The organism is Neisseria sp. P0006.S004, from assembly GCF_051963015.1.
In the GTDB taxonomy this organism is placed as follows: domain Bacteria; phylum Pseudomonadota; class Gammaproteobacteria; order Burkholderiales; family Neisseriaceae; genus Neisseria.
Window position 1 is genome coordinate 1 of record NZ_JBQCUS010000006.1, and the last position, 20,391, is coordinate 20,391.

Below are 20,391 nucleotides of genomic sequence, written 5' to 3' on the forward strand. Positions count from 1 at the left end.
ATAGGGCAACTGTGCAGAGGGGGTATTCTTTGATACAGCTGTTGGTGGTGATGCTGTTGGTTTCGATATTGGCGACGTAAGATATTAGGCCGTCTGAAAGATACTTAAGATCAGCTTTCAGACGGCCTTGTTGTAAGATGAGTTTTTGATATTGGCGTACTTTTTTAAATACAGATAAAATCCCTGCTAATTATTTATAACGATATTTTTAGGATACACAGTGCTTGCTTTGGATTATTGTCATCAAAAGGCTGCAGAAAGCCATTCTAGTTTTTTATCCGGCTTTCGTTTTTTATCGGTAGAAAAAAGAAATGCGATCACTGTTTTATATGCTTTTTGTCGCGAACTAGATGATGTGGTTGATGGCTGTACCGATCCAAATGTAGCTCAGATAACGTTGAACTGGTGGCGCAGTGATTTGGAGAAAGTATTTAATAATGAGATGCCTGAGCATCCCGTTCATCAGGCTTTAAAAGATATTCGGGCAAATTTTGACTTGCCGAAGAATGAATTTGAGGCCTTGATTGATGGCATGCAGATGGATTTGGAGCAGGCTCGTTATGGTAGTTTTGATGAATTAAAGCTGTATTGCCACCGTGTTGCAGGGGTAGTGGGGTGCCTTATTGCGCGGATTTTAGGTTTTTCCAATCAGAAAACTTTGGAATATGCGGACAAAATGGGCTTGGCTTTGCAGTTGACGAACATTATTCGCGATGTGGGCGAAGATGCGCGGCAGGGAAGAATTTATCTGCCGATAGAGGAAATGCAGAAGTTTGATGTACCTGCCAATGTAATCATGCAGTGCAAACCGACAGACAATTTTGCAAAATTGATGCAATTTCAAGTGAATAGGGCGCGTGAAACTTATCGTGAAGCGATGTTGTTTTTGCCGGCTGAGGATAAGAAATCGCAAAAAGTCGGCCTGATTATGGCGGCTATTTATTATGCGTTGTTGAATGAAATCGACCGTGATGGTGCGCAAAATGTGTTGACTTATAAAATTGCGATTCCTTCTCCCCGTAAAAAACGTATTGCTTTAAAAACTTGGCTGTTTGGATTTAAACCATGAATACTAAGCGTCCCAAAATTGCTGTGATTGGTGCCGGTTGGACAGGTTTGTCTGCGGCGGTTTCTCTGATTCATCAAGCTGATATTTCTTTGTTTGAGGCTGGGAGACAGGCTGGCGGTAGGGCGCGTACCTTAGCTGGGAAAGATGATGGATTCAGCTTTTTGGATAATGGGCAGCATATCTTATTGGGTGCGTATCATGGTGTTCAAACTTTGATGCAACATATTGGTGTTCAACCCGAGTCTGCCTTTTTACGTCAGCCTTTGCAATGGTACATCCATGAAGGATTACAGTTTCAGACGGCCTCTCTGCCTGCGCCTTGGCATTTGCTTGTCGGTATCCTGCGTGCAAAAAATCTTTCTTTTTCATTGAAAATCAAATTGCTGTCGGATATGTCGGCATTGCAACGTTGGGCAGCTCATCATAAAACCGATTTGACGGTTGCGAAGTGGTTGAGAACACGAAATGTTCCCCGCAGTCTGCTTGGCCAATTTTGGCAACCTTTGGTCTGGGGTGCTTTAAATACGCCGTTAGAACAGGCATCGTTGCGTATTTTATGCAATGTATTGAATGATGGTGTGTGGTCTGAAAAGGCAAACAGCGATTATCTTTTGCCTAAGCAGGATTTAGGGCGGATCGTAGCCGAACCGGCTTCGGATTTTCTGCATAAGAATGGTGCAAAAATACATCTTGAAACTCGTGTTTCCCACTTAAACCATCATATTGATGGCCGGATTGAAATCAATGGCGAAGTATTTGATGCGGTGATTTTGGCTGTTGCGCCATATCATGTTGACGCGCTTTTGCCTGAAGATACGCCTGACTATATTCAGACGGCCTATCAATCGTTGCACTATCATGCGATTACCACGGTTTATTTGCGTTATGCCCAAGCAGTCAAACTGCCGGCGCCTTTAACAGGGTTTTCTGATGGTACGGCGCAATGGGTGTTACATCGGGGGGCATTGGGTTTACCGGATAATGAAGTCGCGGTTGTCATCAGCGTTTCCGATTGCACCGAGGCTTGGAAGGATAAAGATTTGGCCGAGAAAGCTCATGCGGACATTAAGCGGATTTGTCCGGATTTGGGTAAGCCCGAAGCCGTACGTATTATTACGGAAAAACGCGCGACTACGGCGGCAACGGTTGATTTTGTACAACCTGATTTCTCATGGTTGCACCATCGCCGTATTTATCCGGCTGGCGACTATCTCCATCCGCGCTATCCGGCGACATTGGAGGCTGCGGTTCAGTCGGGCTTTGCAGCGGCTGAAAAGCTTATGCTGGATTTGAGGGTTGAATAAACTGAGGCCGTCTGAATGTTCAGACGGCCTTTTTGACTTTACAAAACTTACCAAGCCGATACAATATCTAAAACCATAAAGTTCAAGGAAAAGTCATGACGACATTAGCGAACAAAACCATCTTGATTACCGGCGCATCCCAAGGCTTGGGCGAACAGGTTGCCAAAGCCTATGCGGCTGCCGGAGCGACTGTCATTTTGGTGGCGCGTCATCAAAAGCGTTTGGAAAAAGTCTATGATGCCATTGTGGCTGCGGGCAGCCCTGAGCCGTTTGCTATCTGCTTTGATTTGATGAGCGCGGAGGAGAAAGAGTTTAAGCAATTCGCGGAAACTATTGATGAAGCAACCGGCGGAAAATTGGATGGCGTGGTGCATTGCGCCAGCTATTTCTATGCCTTGTCGCCATTGGACTTCCAAACCGTATCGGAATGGGTCAACCAATACCGCATCAATACCGTTGCGCCTATGGGCTTGACCCGTGCGCTGTTCCCATTGTTGAAGCAATCCGAAGATGCTTCTGTGATTTTTGTCGGCGAAAGCCACGGCGAAAAACCGCAAGCTTATTGGGGTGGTTTTGGTGCCTCCAAAGCCGCGCTCAATTATTTGTGTAAAGTGGCCGCGGACGAGTGGGAACGTTTTGACAACCTGCGTGCCAATGTTTTGGTGCCGGGTGCCATCAATTCGCCACAACGTATCAAATCGCATCCGGGTGAATCGAAAAGCGAACGTAAAAACTACGAAGATGTCCTGCCGCAATTTATTTGGTGGGCAAGTCAAGAGAGCAGGGGGCGGACAGGCGAAATCGTCTATCTGTAAATATACCTGCTCAGAGTGGTTTGAAAACATGAGGCCGTCTGAAATCTATATTTTCAGACGGCCTTTAACTTATTGAGTTTTATATCTAAATAATGGAAGTTTGATGTTTGATGTGTTAATAGGCACTCATCAGGCTGGCACAAAATTAGATATAGTAATCTAAGTTATAGTTGTATTGGATAAATATGACGGAATTTGACTTTATCAGACAATATTTGCAGCGACAAAAATCGGAAGGTCTGATTTTGGGCATAGGGGACGATGCCGCTATTATTCGCCCAAGTAACGGATTTGATTTATGTTTTAGCGCTGATATGTTGGTCAAGGGCAGACATTTTTTTGAAGATGTTTTGCCCGAAGATTTGGCATGGAAAATGCTTGCAGTAAACTTATCCGATATGGCCGCTATGGGTGCCAAGCCACGTTGGGTGTTGCTCAGTGCTGCGCTGCCTGAATTGAATCAAGACTGGCTCAAACGTTTTTGCGATAGCTTTTTTGCTTTGGCCGCGCGTTTTGATACGGTGTTGATTGGTGGCGATACCACCAAAGGCGATTTGGTCTTTAATGTAACAATAGTAGGTGAAGTTCCGACAGGGAATGCCCTGCGGCGTGATGCGGCCGAAGTCGGCGACGATATTTGGGTATCGGGTCGGTTGGGTTTGGCTGCCGCTGCTTTGAACAAACATCTGGGGCATTATCAATTACCGTCTGAAATCATGGCGGTTTGCGATGATAAATTGCTCCGTCCAGAGCCGCGCGTTTCATTGGGTCAGGCATTGTTGCCGTTTGCCCATGCCGCGCAAGATGTTTCAGACGGCCTGGCTCAAGATGTGGGGCATATTTTGAAAGCCTCTGCTGTCGGGGCGGAAATATTTGCCGATTGTGTGCCGTCGTTGCCTGAATTGAAAAACGTATTGTCGCGCGAACAATGGTTGTCGGCGGTATTGGCCGGCGGCGATGATTACGAACTGATTTTTACTGCCGCTCCAGAAGACAGGGAACGCGTTTGTCAGGCAGCGGAACAAAGTGGCGTACCGGTTGCCCGAATTGGTAAAATTACTGACTCAGGCCGTCTGAATATTTTGGATGCCGAAGGCGGCGTATTGGAACTGACTTCTTTAGGATTTGATCATTTTGGCTGAACGTAAACCTACTTTTTCTTGGCTGTTGCAAAAACCATTGTGTTTTTTAGGATTCGGTTTCGGCAGCGGCTTGTCGCCGGTTGCGCCGGGTACGGCCGGAACGCTGGCAGCATTACCTCTGGCTTTTGTATTGTGCCTGTTGGGCATAGACGGCTGGATATTGCTTTTATTGTGTATCGCCTTGTTTTTCTGGGGTATCCGCATTTGCGGTTATACCGAGAGGGAACTGGGCATTCAGGATTACGGCGGTATCGTCTGGGATGAAATTGTCGCGATGCTGTTGGTGCTGTCGCTGATTCCGTTTAAATGGAGCTGGTGGCTGGTGGCTTTTGTTATTTTCCGCTTGTTTGATGCGTTGAAACCATGGCCGATCAAATGGTTTGACCGGCGGATTCATGGAGGTTTAGGCATTATGCTTGATGATTTGATTGCAGCTGCGATGACCTTGATGGTCTTGGGCCTGTTTTATTGGATCGCGTGATGCGTTTTAAGTGTTTCGACCCTTTGCAAAAATAGGGCGGGCACGCCGGAATTATCCGGATTGAAATAAAATAAATACCATACGGGGTAAACAATTATGAATGAAATCGAGATTAACGTGGAGCCGCGTTATATGGCCGGTCAGAGCGACGTCTACCGCGACCGCTATGCCTTCAATTATCTGATTACCATCTGCAACCGCAGTGATGAAATCATTACTTTGCGTCAGCGTTTTTGGGAAATCACCGACGGACACGGTGAGACAGAGCAGGTCGGACATGCCGGCTTGATTGAAGAGCAACCTGTTTTGTACCCGGGTGAAGCCTATGAGTACAACAGCGGTTCGCAAATCAGCACGCCTTGGGGCAGTATCGAAGGCGCGTATGAGTTTGAAGACAGCATCGGCAAACGTTTCGTTATCGGGGTGCCGAAGCTTGAATTCAAAGCAGGCTTTACGTTGCAATAGGCCGTCTGAAAAATGAAAAACCGGAACATTTCACATGTTCCGGTTTTTCATTTTTCAGACGGCCTTATCAGTCTTTGCAGGGCTGTACCAATACCCACGGCGCCACGACAACCGCCCACATTTCCTGCTTATCCGCTAAAAATGTGCGCGCCATATCATCGCTGATGACACCGAATTTGCCTTGTTCCATCCATTGTTTCAATGGCGCGGCTTCATCTTCGGCAACATGACGGGCGACGGCAATCAAATCCAAATCGGGCGCAACATAGACGGCGGCACCGCGTGCGAAGTGGGGTTGCAGCTCTTCCCATGAAATGCGGGCGGTTTCGGTGTTGAGTTTTTCGTTTAAGAGTGGAATAGACATAGGACAATCATCAAATAAAAAATGGATTGTAACCGATATTCGGCCTTTTGCCTGATGCCGTCTGAAAACGAAAGAAATTTACAGGGTTAACGTTATACAGTATCATTTTAATGTTTTAATTTTCTTTCAGACGGCCTGTAGTCCGTATTCGGGCAAGGGCGGTTTTAGGCTTATGAATTCTGTATTGTTGACCGGATTGCTGCAAAGGCTGCTGATTGCGCTTGTCGCATTGGCGGCGTTGTGGGCTGTATATTTTTGGGCGGTGTCGCCATGAGTATCGTGGTGGAAAATCTGACGGTCAGCTATCAGCGCAGGCCGGTGGTGCACCATGTCGATATGGTGTTTGAAGATGGCAAGATGTGGACGATTTTCGGGCCGAACGGCGCGGGCAAATCGACTTTGCTCAAAGCCATTATGGGCTTGCAGAAGACGGACACGGGCAGCGTGCGCTATGAAAATATGGCGCGCAAGGACATTGCCTATCTGCCGCAGCAGTCGGATATTGACCGCAGCCAGCCGATGACGGTGTTTGAACTGGCGGCGATGGGGCTGTGGTATGAAATCGGCTTTTTCGGGCGTGTGAACGCGGCGCAGAAAAAGCGCGTGATGGCGGCTTTGGAACGCGTGGAAATGCAGGATTTTGCCACGCGCCAAATTGCGCATTTGTCCAATGGCCAGTTCCAACGCGTATTGTTTGCGCGGATGCTGGTGCAGGATGCCAAATTTTTGTTGCTGGACGAACCGTTTAACGCGGTGGACGCGCGGACGACTTATGCGCTGTTGGAAGTTTTGCGCCAATGCCATCAGGACGGTCAGGCGGTAATTGCCGTGTTGCATGATTACGAGCAGGTGAGGGCATATTTTGCCAACACGTTGCTTTTGGCGCGTGAAAAAGTGACTGCCGGTGCGACTGAAAATGTGTTGACCGATGAGTTTTTGGCACAGGCAAACCGAATGATGCAGAAACAGGAAGCGGCCGATTGGTGCGCGGTTTAATGGACAAGGCCGTCTGAAAGTAAGTATTTTTCAGACGGCCTCAGGCTTTCAGAGATTAATAAAAAAGCGATAAAACATGGATTTATATGATTTAGTCGTCGCGCCGTTTGCCGAATTTGACTTTATGCGCTATGCCCTGGCGTCGATTTTCTGCCTGGCATTGAGTGCGGCGCCCGTCGGTGTGTTTTTGGTGATGCGCCGCATGAGTTTGGTGGGCGATGCCTTGAGCCATGCGGTTTTGCCCGGTGCGGCCATTGGCTATATGTTTGCCGGTTTGAGTTTGCCTGCAATGAGTGTCGGCGGTTTTGCGGCCGGTTTGCTGATGGCTTTGTTAGCAGGTTTGGTCAGCCGGTTTACTTCATTGAAAGAAGACGCGAACTTTGCCGCATTTTATTTGAGCAGCCTCGCCATCGGTGTGGTTTTGGTCAGCAAAAACGGCAGCAGCGTCGATTTGCTGCATTTGCTGTTTGGCTCGGTGTTAGCGGTGGATATTCCGGCTTTGCAGCTGATTGCCGTTTCTGCGAGCGTCACTATTTTGCTTATGGCGGTCATGTTCCGCCCGCTGGTGTTGGAAAGCATAGATCCTTTGTTCCTCAAGGCTGTCGGCGGTAAGGGCGGCTTTTGGCATGTGCTGTTTTTGGTGCTGGTCGTGATGAATCTGGTTGCCGGTTTTCAGGCATTGGGTACGCTGATGTCGGTCGGTTTGATGATGTTGCCGGCAATTACCGCCAGACTGTGGGCGAAAAGCATGGGTTGGCTGATGATTTTGTCTGTCGCATTGGCTTTACTTTGCGGCTTGGCAGGACTGTTGTTTTCTTACCATATCGAAATCCCGTCCGGCCCTGCGATTATTTTATGCTGCGGTACGCTTTACCTGATTTCCGTCGTGTTCGGTTGGGAAGGCGGCATTTTGGCAAAATGGCTGCGCCGCAAGAAACACCGCACGGCATGATTTTTCAGACGGCCGCTTGAATAAACAGGCGGTCTGTTTTATGATGATGTTAATGTTACGTTATATCACTGGAGAGAATATGAAACATTGGAAACTCGGCATCGTTGCCGCATTATTGACCGGTGCAGCTTATGCCGCTCCGCTGCCTGTTGTCACCAGCTTCAGCATTTTGGGCGACGTGGCCAAACAGATTGGTGGCGACCGTGTGGCCGTTCAAAGCTTGGTGGGCCCTAACCAAGACAGCCATGCCTACCACATGACCAGTGGCGACATCAAAAAAATCCGCAGTGCCAAATTGGTATTGCTTAACGGTTTGGGCTTGGAAGCCGCCGATGTACAGCGTGCAGTCAAACAGAGCAAAGTGCCTTTCGCCGAAGCGACAAAAGGCATTCAGGCTTTGAAAGCAGAAGAGGGCGGCCATCATCATGACCACGATCATGAAGGCCATCATCACGATCACGGCGAGTTTGATCCGCACGTTTGGACCGACCCCGTCCTGATGGGCACATATGCGCAAAACGTTGCCAATGCTTTGATTCAAGTCGATCCTGAAGGCAAAACCTACTATCAGCAACGTTTGGGCAACTATCAAATGCAGCTGAAAAAATTGCACAGTGATGCGCAGGCTGCCTTTAATGCCGTACCTGCCGCCAAGCGTAAAGTCTTGACCGGGCATGATGCGTTCTCTTACATGGGCAAACGCTACAATATTGAATTTATCGCCCCTCAAGGCGTGAGCAGCGAAGCCGAGCCGTCTGCCAAACAAGTGGCTTCCATTATCCGCCAAATCAAACGCGAGGGTATTAAAGCCGTCTTTACTGAAAACATCAAAGACACGCGCATGATTGACCGTATCGCCAAAGAAACCGGCGTCAATGTCAGCGGACGTTTGTATTCCGATGCATTGGGTGGCGCACCGGCCAACAGCTACATCGGCATGTACCGCTACAATGTCAAAGTTATGACCGATGCCATGAAAAAATAAAGCGGCTTAAGGATAAAGGCCGTCTGAAACCTTAAAAACAAGGTTTCAGACGGCCTTTTATATGCTTATTTTTGAAATAAACCGTCAAATTTAGAATATAAAAATAAAATTTGTGCTATTAGAAGTTTAATTATCAAAAATTCATGCTAATTTGCTTGGTAAGTACGCACCATCCGTGCGAATTGCTTATCGGCTGTCCGTCAGCCACTCACGGCTTGACTTCACCCTGTTACAATTCGGCATCTTCACGTTTCTTAATATTACATCATGAGCAACCATTCATCTTGGTCATCCAAAATCGGCTTTGTGCTTGCTGCGGCAGGCTCGGCCATCGGTTTGGGTGCAATTTGGAAATTCCCTTATACAGCCGGTACCAACGGCGGCGCCGTATTCTTTCTTTTGTTTTTGATTTTCACCATTTTGGTGGCTTTACCGGTTCAACTGGCCGAGTTTTACATCGGTCGTACAGGCGGTAAAAACGCCATTGATTCCTTCAAAGCATTGCGCCCGGGTTCGCAGTGGCCGTGGGTTGGCCGCATGGGTGTGGCCGCGTGTTTTATTTTGCTATCGTTTTACAGCGTGGTTGGCGGCTGGGTATTGAACTACGTCGTGCACAGCTTTACCGGCGAAATTCATGCCGGTGCAGACTTTGAAGCCTTGTTCGGCAAAACGATTTCTTCGCCGTTTGGTTCGCTGTTTTACCAAGGCTTGTTCATGCTGATTACCATTTGGGTGGTCAAAGGCGGCGTTTCAGACGGCATTGAAAAGGCAAACCGCGTGTTGATGCCGGGTTTGTTTATCCTCTTTATCGCGCTGGCTGTTCGTTCGCTGACTTTGCCCGGCGCAATGGAGGGCGTGGCATTCTTGTTAAAACCGGATTGGTCGTATTTGAAACCGGGTACGATGCTGACTGCTTTGGGGCAGGCGTTTTTTGCTTTGAGTATCGGCGTGTCCGCGATGATTACCTATGCCTCGTATTTGGGTAAGGATCAGGATATGTTCCGCTCCGGCCATATGATTATGTGGATGAACCTGTTTGTATCGCTGCTGGCCGGTTTGGTGATTTTCCCTGCGGTATTTGCCTTCGGTTTTGAACCCGGCCAAGGCCCTGGTTTGATTTTTGTCGTGTTGCCTGCAGTCTTCATGAAAATGCCGATGGGTACATATTTGTTTGCCGTGTTCATGCTGTTGGTTGTCTTTGCGACGCTGACTTCCGCATTTTCGATGCTGGAAACCGTTATCGCGGCAACCATCCGCCAAGACGAAAAAAAGCGCAGCAGCCACGCTTGGGTAACCGGCATTGCGATTTTCATAGTTGGTATTCCTTCGGCGCTGTCATTTGGCGTTTGGAGCGAGTTTAAAATTTTCGGCAAAACCATTTTTGACTTGTGGGACTTCATTATTTCCGCCGTTATTATGCCAATTGGCGCATTGAGCGTTGCTGTATTTACGTCATGGGTTCAGGACAAACAGTCCGTCCTGCGCGATGCGGGCATGGGCAGTACCATTCCGAAACAGTTGCTTTACCTGTGGCTGGGTGTGCTTCGCTATCTTGCGCCGATTGCGATTATTGTGGTGTTCATCAACTCTTTGGGTTTGATTTAATCCGATAGAGAGCAAACAGTCCGGCGTTGCATTGTTTCGCCGGACTGTTTGTTTAAAAACATCATTAAAAATATTAAGGCCGTCTGAAAATTTTTCAGACGGCCTTTTTATATATGCGCGAGGCTGATTAGAACTTCGCTTGCAGTCTCAGCCATGCAGTACGGCCGGGTTCGTTCACGCGCATGGTTTGTGTACCGGCAGAAGGGTCGCCGCCGCGGCTGACGAATTCAGCATAGGTTTTGTTGAACACGTTGTCCACGCCGCCTTGCAATGTGGCGTATTTGCTGAATTTCCAACCGGCGTTGAGCGAGAGTACGCCAAAGCCCGAAGAAGCGCCGATGTCTTGGCCGACGATATTGCCTTGACCTTTGCTGTAACGGTTTTGTTTGGCCACGACACGCCATAATGCACCCGCACTGAATTTGCCGTTGTCAAAGGCGAGGGTGTTGTTCCACTCGAGCGGCGGTGTTTGTGCCAAAGGTTTGCCGTCGGTGCGGTTTTTTCCGTGGGTGTATGCGAGGCTGGTGCCAACTTCCCAGTTAGGCGCAAATGTCCATTTGACTTCGGCTTCGCCGCCAAAGCGAGAAGCGTTGATGTTGCGCACGCCGAAATTCATGCCTTGGCGCTCCATCATGATGAAGTCTTTGATGTCGCTACCGAATACGGATACGGAAGCGTGGAGATTAGGACGTTTCCAGATTACACCTGCATCAATTTGGCGGTTTTGCTCTGCGCGGATGGCTTTGTTTTCCGAGCGCAGGCGTTCCCAGTAGTCAGGTGCGCGTTCTGCAATACCGAAGCCGGCATAGTATTTCAGGCCGTTGTCCGCATTTCTTTCCCAGCGCAGGAAGCCTGAGTTCAAATTGAATTTTTGATGTTTCAAAACGGGGTCGGTCACGCGCGCGGTATCGTAATGCGCTTTGACTTGGTCATGGCGCAAACCTGCTACCCAACGTTGATTGTCGGTTTGCTGCCAAGAGGCTTCGGTGAAAATACCCCATTGTTTGAAACTTTGGTTGGGCATGTAAGGCTTGTGGCTGTAGCCGTCGCCACCACGCTCCATGCGTGCGACGTGGACGTCGTCCAGATAATCCAAACCGGTTTGCAGGTTGAGCTTGTCCCAGTCGAAAGTGGCTTTCAGACGGCCTGTATCGGTATTACGTTTAGGGTTGTTGGCATTTTTAATCTGCTTGCCGGCAGGATTGTAGATGGTACGCAGGCTGTATGTGTCCATCACGTGGTCGATTTCGCTTTTACCGTAGCGCAGTTCCAACTCGCTGAACCATGGGGTAAGGTTGCGTTGGGTAAAGCGGATGTTCCACGCATCACGGTCGAATTTGCTGCCGTCCATCATACGGTCGGCATAGGCAACCTTGGCTCTGCTGCGCTCGTATGTGCCGGCAATGGTGGTGTTTTCTGTCGGGGTAATACCCAGTTGCAACATTTGGCTGTCGCGTTTGAAGTTGGAGTGAATGCGGTTGCCGTCGCCGTCTTTGTAGTCGTCGGCTTCGTTATGGGAGATATTGGTACGGACGTAGCCGTATTTGCCGCCGAACTCGGCTTCCAGCGAGCCGTCAAGGCGGTCGTTGCTGCCTGCTGTCAGGGTGGCGTTGATGTTGTAAGGTTTTTCAGTGAAATCAGGATCTTTACGGATAAATTGCACCGAACCGCTGACCAAGCCCATACCTTGGGTAACGGTTTGTGGGCCTTTGGTGACCACGACTTTATCAAATGAATTTGGGTGAATATAGGCAGTCGGCGGGTCCATGCGCATACCGCAACCGCCATAAATAAACTGGTCGTCGGCATTGACGGAGAGGCGCGAGCCGCCTAAACCACGGAACAGCGGATCGCCCGAGCTGCCGCCTTTGCGGATGATGCTCATGTTGGGCACGGATTGTAAAAGGTCTGCCCCGTCTCCGGCAGGGAGGGGTTGCAAAGCAGCTTTGGGGTTGAAAGTAACGCGATTGGCTTTTTCTTGTTGTGTGCCGGTGACGGTGACAGGGGAAAGGGTAACCGTTTCTTCAGGTGTAGGATCGGTATCTGCCCATGCTTGGGATACGGCTAAGGCAATGGGTAAGATAAGTAATGGTGGGTATTTCATATCGTTTCTCTCTATTATTAGGAATTATGTTAACTAATACCTAAGTATTATACATAAAGTCTAGTTAAATAGAAGCAGTGGGATTTTAATCTAAATCAATATTTTCAGATTTTGGGCGCATAGGTTGTTTATTAAGATTGGTCATACCAAAATATTGATTTGAAGGCATTGGTGAGGTTACTTGATAAAAATGAATGTGTTTGAATTAAACTGCTTGCGATGGGGAGAATGGCATTCCTTGACGAAAAAATAGGGGATTGATTAGAATGAGCGGCCAATTGGTCAATCCAATTTATGGCCGTTTGAATACAACTGTCCTTCAATCATCAGGAATACAACATGACGAAATTGGTTCGTCCGCAAAAAATCAGCGATCAGGTTTTAGCCATTTTGGAAGAACGTATCGCGACCGGCATTTATGAAGAAGGCAGTAAATTGCCTCCCGAACGTACGCTTGCGGAAGAATTCGGCGTATCGCGTCCGTCGGTCAGGGTGGCGTTGAATATTTTAATTGCCAAGCAGGTTTTGGAAGCGCGGCAGGGCGATGGCTATTATGTTTCCGTCAAGCCGCAACAGGATTTTTTGCAAAGCTGGCAGGAATTGCTCGGCAAACATACCAATTGGGAAACAGACGTATTCGATTTCAGCTGTCACATTGAAGGCTGTATGGCGGCGCTGGCCGCCGAAAGACGGACTGATGCTGATTTGAAACGTATTGACTTCTGGCGGCAGAAGTTTGAAACGGCCTGTGAAAGCGGAAATTTGGAGCATCAAGCCGAAGCAGACGTCAGCTTCCATCAAACCATTGCCGATGCCGCGCACAATATCCTATTCAGCCACCTTTCCAGCAGCCTGCTCAAAATGCTTTATCAGCAAACACGCAGCGGCATTATCTATATCCATCAAACCGAAGACCCGCGCCCGACGCTGATTGCCCAGCACCGCGCTATTTTTGAAGCCGTTGCCCAGGCTAAACCGTCGGAAGCTGCTGAGGCAGCCAAGCTGCATTTGAATTATGTCGCTCGCCGCATTTTGCAGGACAGGGAATATCAAAGCCGCAGCGAGCATGCGGATGTATTGGCACAAAATGATTTAAAACGGGTAGATTGGTAGCGTTTAAAAATAATCAGGCCGTCTGAATTTTTCAGACGGCCTGATTTTGCAAATAAGGACTTTTAGTGCCACAATTTGCATCAATTCTGTCTGAAAACAAAGGAAGCACCATGTACCGTCATGTCGAGTATTATCCGGGCGATCCGATTTTGAGTTTGGTTGAAACCTTCAAACGCGACGAGCGTCCTGAAAAAGTCAACTTGAGCATAGGCATTTATTTTGATGACGAAGGCAAAATGCCGGTTTTGGAATCTGTCCGCCGGGCAGAAGCAGAGCGTGCGGCTGTACCGCGCCCATCTCCTTATCTGCCGATGGAAGGTTTGGACACTTATCGAAGCGCAGTTCAGCGTTTGCTGTTCGGGCAGGATAATCCGGCGCTGGCAGAAGGGCGCGTTGCGACCGTACAGACTTTAGGCGGTTCAGGAGCGTTGAAAGTCGGTGCCGACTTTTTGCACCGTTGGTTCCCCGATGCAAAAGCCTATGTCAGCGATCCGACGTGGGACAACCATAAAGGCATTTTTGAAGGCGCCGGTTTTGAAGTGGGGACGTATCCTTATTACAACCCTGAAACCGTCGGCGTGAAATTTGAAGAGATGACTGCGTTTTTCAAAACATTACCGGAAAACAGTGTCTTGATTTTGCATCCATGTTGCCAAAACCCGACCGGCGTAGATATGTCGCAAGCGCAATGGGATGAAGTGTTGGACATCATCAAAACGCACAAGCTGATTCCGTTTATGGATATTGCCTATCAAGGTTTCGGCGAGGATTTGGACAGCGATGCCTATGCGATTCGTAAAGCCGTCGAAATGGGATTGCCTTTGTTTGTCAGCAACTCTTTCTCGAAAAACCTGTCGCTGTACGGCGAGCGTGTCGGCGGTTTGAGCGTAGTGTGTCCTAATAAGGAAGAAGCAGAGCTGGTGTTCGGACAGTTGAAATTTACCGTCCGCCGTATTTATTCCAGCCCTGCCGCGCATGGTGCATATATTGCGTCTGATGTGATGAACCGCGATGATTTACGCGTTTTGTGGGAAAACGAGGTTTATGCCATGCGCGACCGCATCCGTGCCATGCGTCAGAAACTTTATGATGTTTTGACGGCCAAAATTCCCAATCGCGATTTCAGCTATTTCATCAAACAGCGCGGTATGTTCAGCTATACAGGCCTAACCGTAGAGCAGGTACACCGCCTGCGTGACGAGTTTGCCGTTTACCTGCTGGATTCAGGCAGGATGTGTGTGGCAGGATTGAATGCATCGAATATCGATTATGTGGCCGAAGCATTTGCCAAAGTGTTGCAATAGCCGTTCAATCTGAAATTGAATGTAGTTTTATTTGAAGTAAATCAAAAGGCCGTCTGAAAAATTTTCATCTTTCAGACGGCCTCTTTATAATTGGCGCACCCAACAGGGATCGAACCTGTGACCTCCAGCTTCGGAAACTGACACTCTTCCAACTGAGCTATGGGTGCGGAAGCCGTAAGGTTAACGCATATTGGCTTTATTGGCAAAGTTTATCTTGAAAGTGTCTGAAAGTGGCATTGGCGGTCACTTTTTTGTATGGCTGGAATAATCAATTAACTACAAAGGCTTAGCAGAATTTAGATGGCCTTTTGAGGATTTTTGCGTATCTTTTTCTCAAGATGGATTGGAAAGCCTTTGCGAATTCAGTATAATCCAGCAAAATATTGTTAACTGCGTTTAACACATAAACTATAACTTACAGCACAACCTAACCTAACGGCGAGGCCTACCAAATGAAACAACTCCGCGACCACAAAGCCCAAGGCTCTGCATTGTTCACCCTTGTGAGCGGTATCGTTATTGTCATTGCAGTGATTTACTTCCTGATCAAACTGGCGGGAAGCGGTTCATTCGGCGATGTTGCCGAAACAACCGAAGCTGCGACTCAAACCCGTATCCAGCCAGTCGGCCAACTGAAATTGGGCGACGGTATTCCAGTCGGCGAGCGTCAAGGCGATCAGATTTTCAACAAAATCTGTATTCAATGTCACGCTGCGGACAGCATCGTTCCTAAAGCGCCTAAATTTGAAAACAAAGGCGATTGGGCGCCTCGCATTGCACAAGGTTTCGATACTTTGTTCCAACACGCTTTGAACGGCTTTAACGCCATGCCTGCAAAAGGCGGCGCAGCCGATTTGACCGACCAAGAACTCAAACGCGTCATCACTTACATGGCGAACAAGAGCGGCGGTACCTTCCCTGATCCGGATGCCGCAGCCCCTGCCGATGCAGCCGCTTCCGGTGAAGCCGCTTCAGCTCTGGCGGCTGAAGGTGCAGCTCCTGCAGAAGCCCCTAAAGCAGATGCGGCCAAAGCAGATGACAAAGGTGCGGCAGCTCCGGCAGCCGGCGGCGCAGACGGCAAAAAAGTTTACGAAGCCAACTGCCAAGCATGTCACGGCGGTGCAGTTCCAGGTGTTCCTCATGTAGGTAAAAAAGAAGACTGGGCTCCTCGTATCAAACAAGGTAAAGACACCCTGCACAAACACGCACTCGAAGGCTTTAACGCAATGCCTGCCAAAGGCGGTAACGGTAGCCTGAGCGATGATGAAGTGAAAGCTGCAGTTGATTACATGGCTAATCAGTCTGGTGCTAAATTCTAAGATTTGATTTTGAATCTCGAATAGAAAGCGCATTCTACAAAAGGATGCGCTTTTTTCGTGCAGGAAATCCGGATCTTGCTATAATACTGAAGTAGTAAATTATTCTCATGATCAAGGGTCGTCTGAAAGGTTTAGACGGCCTTCGAATACAATCAAGATTCTTTTAAAGAAGTTCAACCATATTCACATACGACAAAACAATCACGGAGTTATCTCATGGCAAAAAAATATTTCGGTACTGACGGTGTGCGCGGCGAAGTTGGTCAATTCCCTATTAATCCTGATTTTGTCCTGAAATTAGGCTATGCGGCAGGTCAGGTTTTGGTGCAGCACGAAGGCGAAATCAAACCGACCGTCTTAATCGGTAAAGACACGCGTATTTCAGGCTATATGCTGGAAGCCGCGCTGATTGCCGGTTTTACCGCCGCCGGTGTTAATGTTATTCAAACCGGCCCTCTGCCGACTCCGGGCGTAGCGTATTTGACCCGTGCTTTGCGTTTGTCTGCCGGCGTGATGATTTCTGCTTCCCACAATGTTTATTCCGACAACGGCATTAAATTCTTTGCCGAAGGCGGTGTGAAGCTGAGCGATGAAATCGAGTTGGAAATCGAAGCCAAAATCGATGAGGAAATGAAAACCCAGCCGTCCAGCCGTCTTGGCCGCGCGCGTCGGATTAATGGTGCGGATGACCGCTATATCGAGTTCTGTAAATCCACTTTCCCAAGCCATTTGGACTTGCGCGGTCTGAAATTGGTGGTTGATACCGCTAATGGTGCAGGCTATGCGGTTGCGCCTAAAGTATTCCATGAATTGGGTGCGCAAGTGGTCAGTATCGGTAATGAGCCAAACGGCTACAACATCAATGAAAAATGCGGTGCGACCCATCCGAAAGCTTTGCAAGCCGCTGTGTTGCAAAATGAAGCCGATTACGGCATTGCCTTGGATGGCGACGGCGACCGTTTGATGATGGTTGACCGCAATGGCAAAGTGTATGACGGCGACAGCTTGATTTATGTAATTGCCAAAGCACGCGCGCACGAAGGTGTGGAAATCGGCGGCGTGGTGGGTACAGTGATGACCAATATGGCGATGGAAGTTGCTTTGAAAGAGCAGGGCGTTGATTTCTGCCGCGCCAAAGTGGGCGACCGCTATGTGTTGGAACAGCTCCATCAACGCGGTTGGCTGATTGGCGGCGAAGCCAGCGGTCATATTTTGTGCATGGACAAACACAATACCGGCGACGGCATTATTTCCGCGCTGCAAGTTTTGGCCGCACTGCAAACCTTGAATCAAGACCTTGCCACTGTTTGCGCCGATTGGCAGCCGTATCCGCAAACCATGATTAACGTCCGCATCAAAAAAGGTCAAAACTGGCAGGATGCTTCCAAAGAGGCTTTGGCTGAAGTGGAAAAAGAACTCGAAGGCAAAGGCCGCGTGGTCTTGCGTGCATCCGGTACCGAGCCTGTCGTGCGTGTGATGGTGGAAGCCAAACAGGCGGACTGGGCGAAAAAAGGCGCAGAAAAAATTGCCGCTGCCATTCAAGGTCAAAAGTAACAGTGTGTTTGATGTTGAATTGAATAAATAAAAGGCCGTCTGTTGTTCAGACGGCCTTTGTGTTTCATTGGAAGCTTAGTTGCTCAAGACATCAACGCCTTTAGGGGGCGTGAATTTGAACATACCGCTGGAAAGGTTAGGCTTGGTGTTCAAACCGCTGAAGCTGATGCTGGTTTGGTTGCCGAAGCTGTCTTTCAGCTGCATGGCGGCGAGGTTGTCGCCTTTGAAGCCGATGCGGATGTATTGGTAGCCGGCGTTGTTTTTCTTAGGCGTAGCCAAAACATAGTCGATGCCGTTGGCAGAGCCGTCTTCTTTCAGCGTGTAGCTGCTGTCCAATGCCGTTTTGTTGGAGAGGATGGCGGCAGGGCTGTCGCCGATGGTTTGGTCTTGTGAGGACTTGGTTACTTGCGCCAAATCTACGTCATAGAGCCAAATGGTTTTGCCGTCGCCGACGATGGTTTGTTTGTAGGGTTTGGTGTATTCCCATTTGAACAAGCCAGGGCGCAGGATTTTGAATGTACCGTATGTAGTTTGGGTTTTCTTTTTGCTGTGAACGGTTTGGCTGAAGTTGCCGCTGATACCGTCGGTGTCATTATTGAATTTTTTCAGTGCGTCCACTGCGCCGGCTTGTGCAAAGCCGATGGCTGAAGAAAGCAGCGCGGCAGCGGTCAGGGTGAACAGTCGGGTAGTTTTCATGTTTTGGTTCCTTGTTCGGAGAGATGGGTTCAGTATAGACGTTATGGTGTAACAGGCAAGGGGCTGAATGGCGGGTTTAATTTGTGTAAATATGGAAAAACTAAGCAAGTATCTGAAATAATTTTATTTCTTCAGACGGCCTGTATTTGGTTTTGACGTTTTTTTAATGAAACGCATAAGGGCTTGGTGTGGTATTTAATGTCATTTTACGGAAAGCTTGAAATTATAGTCTTTCTGTTTGCTTTTTAAAACGGTTATAATATTTGTCTTTTTAAAACAATGGTTTTGTATGTATCTGAATCCTTATCCTTTATTGGAACAGGCTTTGCTGTCGGACAATCCGGATGAAAAGGGAAGATTGACGCAGGCTTTGTTTGCGCAGTTGGGCGAGGCGGAAGGTTTGATGGTTGATGAGTCGAAACCCGTGGATTGCCGTTTTGCCGGACATCCGTCCCGTCCGCGTTTGGTTGCGCCTTCGGAGGTTACACCGCGCAAGATGAATACGGTCGAAGGCTATGCGGCCATGTTGCATGCGATTGCACACATTGAATTTAATGCGATTAATCTGGCCTTGGATGCGGCATATCGTTTTCGCAATATGCCGTTTCAGTTTGTACGCGATTGGGTAAGGGTGGCGAAAGAAGAAGTGTTTCACTTCGGCTTGATGCGTGGCCGTCTGAACAGCTTGGGCTACGATTACGGCGATTTTGAAGCGCACGGGCATTTGTGGGATATGGCGTATAAAACTGCTTACGATCCCTTGTTGCGTATGGCTTTGGTGCCGCGGGTATTGGAAGCGCGCGGTTTGGATGTTACGCCGGGTATTCGTGCAAAAGTGGCACAGCGCGGCGATATGGAAACCTGCGATGTGTTGGATATTATTTATCGCGATGAAGTGGGGCATGTCGCCATCGGCAATCATTGGTATCAGCATCTTTGCCGTGAGCGCGGTTTGGAACCGGTTGCCCTGTTCCGCAGCCTGATTGCGCGTTACGATATGTTTATCTTCCGCGGCTACGTCAATATCGAAGCACGGGAACGTGCAGGATTCAGCCGTTTTGAGCTGGATATGTTGGAAGATTTTGAGAAAAGTTTAAAACAGGATAAAAAGGCCGTCTGAAACGGTAAAATCATCATGGCACATCATCACGATCATTCGCACGCGCACACGCATACCGCCAATAAGCAGGTATTGCGTATTTCATTTTTCGTCATTGCCGGATTTATGCTGGTTGAGGCGGTTGGCGGCTGGCTGACCAACTCTTTGGCCCTTCTTTCCGATGCGGGGCATATGTTCAGCGATGCGTTTTCGCTGGGCGTAGCATTGTGGGCATTCAAACTTGGCGAGAAACAGACCACGCTGCAAAAGACATTCGGTTACAAGCGTTTTGAAATTTTGACGGCGATGTTTAACGGATTGTCGCTGGTGTTGATTGCGACGATGATTTTTTATGAAGCAGTCAAACGATTGTTTTATCCGCCGGAAATTTTGACGGGCGGCATGTTGGTGGTCAGTATCATCGGTTTGCTGGTCAACATCGGCGTCGCCGTTTATATGTTGAAAAATGGCGATACTGAAGAAAACGTCAATATGCGCGGCGCGTATCTGCATGTAATCAGCGATTTGTTCGGTTCGATAGGGGCGATTGTTGCAGCGGTACTGATGATGGTGTATGGCTGGCAATGGGCGGATACGGTTGCCAGCGTATTGGTGGCGGCTTTGGTAGGGCGCAGCGGCTGGAAGCTGTTTAAACAGACTTTGCACATTTTGATGGAAGGCGCGCCGGAAAACATCCATACCGATGAGTTGCTCAGCGTTATCCGCAATACGGAGGGCGTAAAATCCGTTCACGACTTGCATGTTTGGACGATTACCAGCAATATCCACGTTTTGTCCTGCCATATTGTTGTAGATGGCAGCATGACGGTTGCAGAGTCCGAACAAATTGTCTACCGCATCGAACATGAATTGGCGCATCACAACATCGGGCATTGTACGATTCAGATTGAAAGCGAACAGCATCCGCATAAAGATGAAGTTTTGTGTTCACAGGAAATGCACGAACACCATCACCATTAACCATATTCAGGCCGTCTGAAACTTGTTGGATTGTTCAGACGGC

General features: G+C 48.5%; 20 protein-coding genes and 1 tRNA gene. 17 read left to right on the plus strand and 4 right to left on the minus strand.

Going from position 1 to position 20,391, the window contains the following annotated elements; genetic code table 11:
- Positions 1-11 precede the first annotated feature (11 nt).
- The 7 genes from ACTHR2_RS08585 to apaG all read left to right on the plus strand — a co-directional run bounded on the left by ACTHR2_RS08585 (position 12) and on the right by apaG (position 5,276).
- Positions 12-80 carry a prepilin-type N-terminal cleavage/methylation domain-containing protein gene (locus ACTHR2_RS08585; protein ID WP_107723650.1) on the plus strand — a complete coding sequence of 23 codons (69 nt, stop codon included), beginning with the start codon at positions 12-14 and terminating at the stop codon, positions 78-80.
- A gap of 140 nt (positions 81-220) precedes the next feature.
- Complete coding sequence (gene hpnD, locus ACTHR2_RS08590) at positions 221-1,069, plus strand: presqualene diphosphate synthase HpnD (protein WP_263337728.1); 849 nt, start codon at positions 221-223, stop codon at positions 1,067-1,069.
- Entirely contained in the window at positions 1,066-2,373 is a 1,308-nt protein-coding gene (hpnE, locus tag ACTHR2_RS08595; RefSeq protein ID WP_263337725.1) for a hydroxysqualene dehydroxylase HpnE, read from the plus strand. Before hpnD ends, hpnE begins: the two co-directional genes overlap by 4 nt.
- Positions 2,374-2,468: 95 nt before the next feature.
- Positions 2,469-3,188: an SDR family oxidoreductase gene (locus ACTHR2_RS08600; protein ID WP_003682583.1), complete on the plus strand. Its 720-nt coding sequence runs from the start codon at positions 2,469-2,471 to the stop codon at positions 3,186-3,188.
- Between the two features lie 185 nt (positions 3,189-3,373).
- Positions 3,374-4,330 (plus strand): thiamine-phosphate kinase, encoded by a 957-nt coding sequence (gene thiL / locus ACTHR2_RS08605; protein WP_263337718.1) that lies wholly within the window; start codon positions 3,374-3,376, stop codon positions 4,328-4,330.
- Positions 4,323-4,811 (plus strand): phosphatidylglycerophosphatase A family protein, encoded by a 489-nt coding sequence (locus tag ACTHR2_RS08610; RefSeq protein ID WP_263337715.1) that lies wholly within the window; start codon positions 4,323-4,325, stop codon positions 4,809-4,811. The genes thiL and ACTHR2_RS08610 overlap by 8 nt, the downstream gene beginning before the upstream one ends.
- A 96-nt stretch (positions 4,812-4,907) precedes the next feature.
- Positions 4,908-5,276, plus strand: a complete 369-nt coding sequence (gene apaG / locus ACTHR2_RS08615; protein WP_003682575.1) for a Co2+/Mg2+ efflux protein ApaG — start codon at positions 4,908-4,910, stop codon at positions 5,274-5,276.
- A gap of 67 nt (positions 5,277-5,343) precedes the next feature.
- Here the strand turns inward: apaG and ACTHR2_RS08620 are convergent, their stop codons facing one another.
- A complete protein-coding gene (locus ACTHR2_RS08620; RefSeq protein ID WP_440375620.1) occupies positions 5,344-5,640 on the minus strand; it encodes a DUF2288 domain-containing protein in 297 nt (98 codons plus the stop codon).
- Between the two features lie 270 nt (positions 5,641-5,910).
- On the opposite strand from ACTHR2_RS08620, the gene ACTHR2_RS08625 reads away from it, so the two are divergent.
- The 4 genes from ACTHR2_RS08625 (at position 5,911) to ACTHR2_RS08640 (ending at position 10,178) form a co-directional block, all read left to right on the plus strand.
- Positions 5,911-6,636, plus strand: coding sequence for a metal ABC transporter ATP-binding protein (locus ACTHR2_RS08625; RefSeq protein WP_070607635.1), 726 nt, complete (start codon positions 5,911-5,913; stop codon positions 6,634-6,636).
- Positions 6,637-6,712: 76 nt separating this feature from the next.
- A complete protein-coding gene (locus tag ACTHR2_RS08630) occupies positions 6,713-7,588 on the plus strand; it encodes a metal ABC transporter permease (protein ID WP_003685375.1) in 876 nt (291 codons plus the stop codon).
- 79 nt (positions 7,589-7,667) lie between these two features.
- A complete protein-coding gene (locus ACTHR2_RS08635; protein WP_107849034.1) occupies positions 7,668-8,573 on the plus strand; it encodes a metal ABC transporter solute-binding protein, Zn/Mn family in 906 nt (301 codons plus the stop codon).
- A gap of 267 nt (positions 8,574-8,840) precedes the next feature.
- A complete protein-coding gene (locus ACTHR2_RS08640) occupies positions 8,841-10,178 on the plus strand; it encodes a sodium-dependent transporter (RefSeq protein WP_263337673.1) in 1,338 nt (445 codons plus the stop codon).
- Positions 10,179-10,305: 127 nt separating this feature from the next.
- On the opposite strand, the gene ACTHR2_RS08645 is transcribed toward ACTHR2_RS08640, so the two are convergent.
- Complete coding sequence (locus ACTHR2_RS08645; RefSeq protein ID WP_263337671.1) at positions 10,306-12,282, minus strand: TonB-dependent copper receptor; 1,977 nt, start codon at positions 12,280-12,282, stop codon at positions 10,306-10,308.
- A gap of 339 nt (positions 12,283-12,621) precedes the next feature.
- On the opposite strand from ACTHR2_RS08645, the gene ACTHR2_RS08650 reads away from it, so the two are divergent.
- Together ACTHR2_RS08650 and ACTHR2_RS08655 are read left to right on the plus strand one after the other, a co-directional pair.
- Positions 12,622-13,395: a FadR/GntR family transcriptional regulator gene (locus tag ACTHR2_RS08650; RefSeq protein ID WP_263337668.1), complete on the plus strand. Its 774-nt coding sequence runs from the start codon at positions 12,622-12,624 to the stop codon at positions 13,393-13,395.
- A gap of 110 nt (positions 13,396-13,505) precedes the next feature.
- Positions 13,506-14,699, plus strand: a complete 1,194-nt coding sequence (locus ACTHR2_RS08655) for an amino acid aminotransferase (protein ID WP_263337665.1) — start codon at positions 13,506-13,508, stop codon at positions 14,697-14,699.
- 91 nt (positions 14,700-14,790) lie between these two features.
- On the opposite strand, the gene ACTHR2_RS08660 is transcribed toward ACTHR2_RS08655, so the two are convergent.
- A tRNA-Arg gene (locus tag ACTHR2_RS08660) sits at positions 14,791-14,866 on the minus strand.
- Positions 14,867-15,151: 285 nt separating this feature from the next.
- Between ACTHR2_RS08660 and ACTHR2_RS08665 the strand changes: the two genes are divergently transcribed.
- Both ACTHR2_RS08665 and glmM read left to right on the plus strand, forming a co-directional pair.
- Positions 15,152-16,018 carry a c-type cytochrome gene (locus tag ACTHR2_RS08665; protein WP_263337662.1) on the plus strand — a complete coding sequence of 289 codons (867 nt, stop codon included), beginning with the start codon at positions 15,152-15,154 and terminating at the stop codon, positions 16,016-16,018.
- Positions 16,019-16,234: 216 nt separating this feature from the next.
- Positions 16,235-17,572 carry a phosphoglucosamine mutase gene (glmM, locus tag ACTHR2_RS08670; protein WP_003747557.1) on the plus strand — a complete coding sequence of 446 codons (1,338 nt, stop codon included), beginning with the start codon at positions 16,235-16,237 and terminating at the stop codon, positions 17,570-17,572.
- A 75-nt stretch (positions 17,573-17,647) separates the two neighbouring features.
- On the opposite strand, the gene lolA is transcribed toward glmM, so the two are convergent.
- Positions 17,648-18,268, minus strand: a complete 621-nt coding sequence (lolA, locus tag ACTHR2_RS08675; protein WP_440375621.1) for an outer membrane lipoprotein chaperone LolA — start codon at positions 18,266-18,268, stop codon at positions 17,648-17,650.
- Between the two features lie 289 nt (positions 18,269-18,557).
- On the opposite strand from lolA, the gene ACTHR2_RS08680 reads away from it, so the two are divergent.
- Together ACTHR2_RS08680 and ACTHR2_RS08685 are read left to right on the plus strand one after the other, a co-directional pair.
- A complete protein-coding gene (locus ACTHR2_RS08680; protein ID WP_440375622.1) occupies positions 18,558-19,388 on the plus strand; it encodes a ferritin-like domain-containing protein in 831 nt (276 codons plus the stop codon).
- A gap of 15 nt (positions 19,389-19,403) precedes the next feature.
- Complete coding sequence (locus tag ACTHR2_RS08685) at positions 19,404-20,348, plus strand: cation diffusion facilitator family transporter (RefSeq protein WP_440375623.1); 945 nt, start codon at positions 19,404-19,406, stop codon at positions 20,346-20,348.
- The last annotated feature ends 43 nt before the right edge of the window (positions 20,349-20,391 follow it).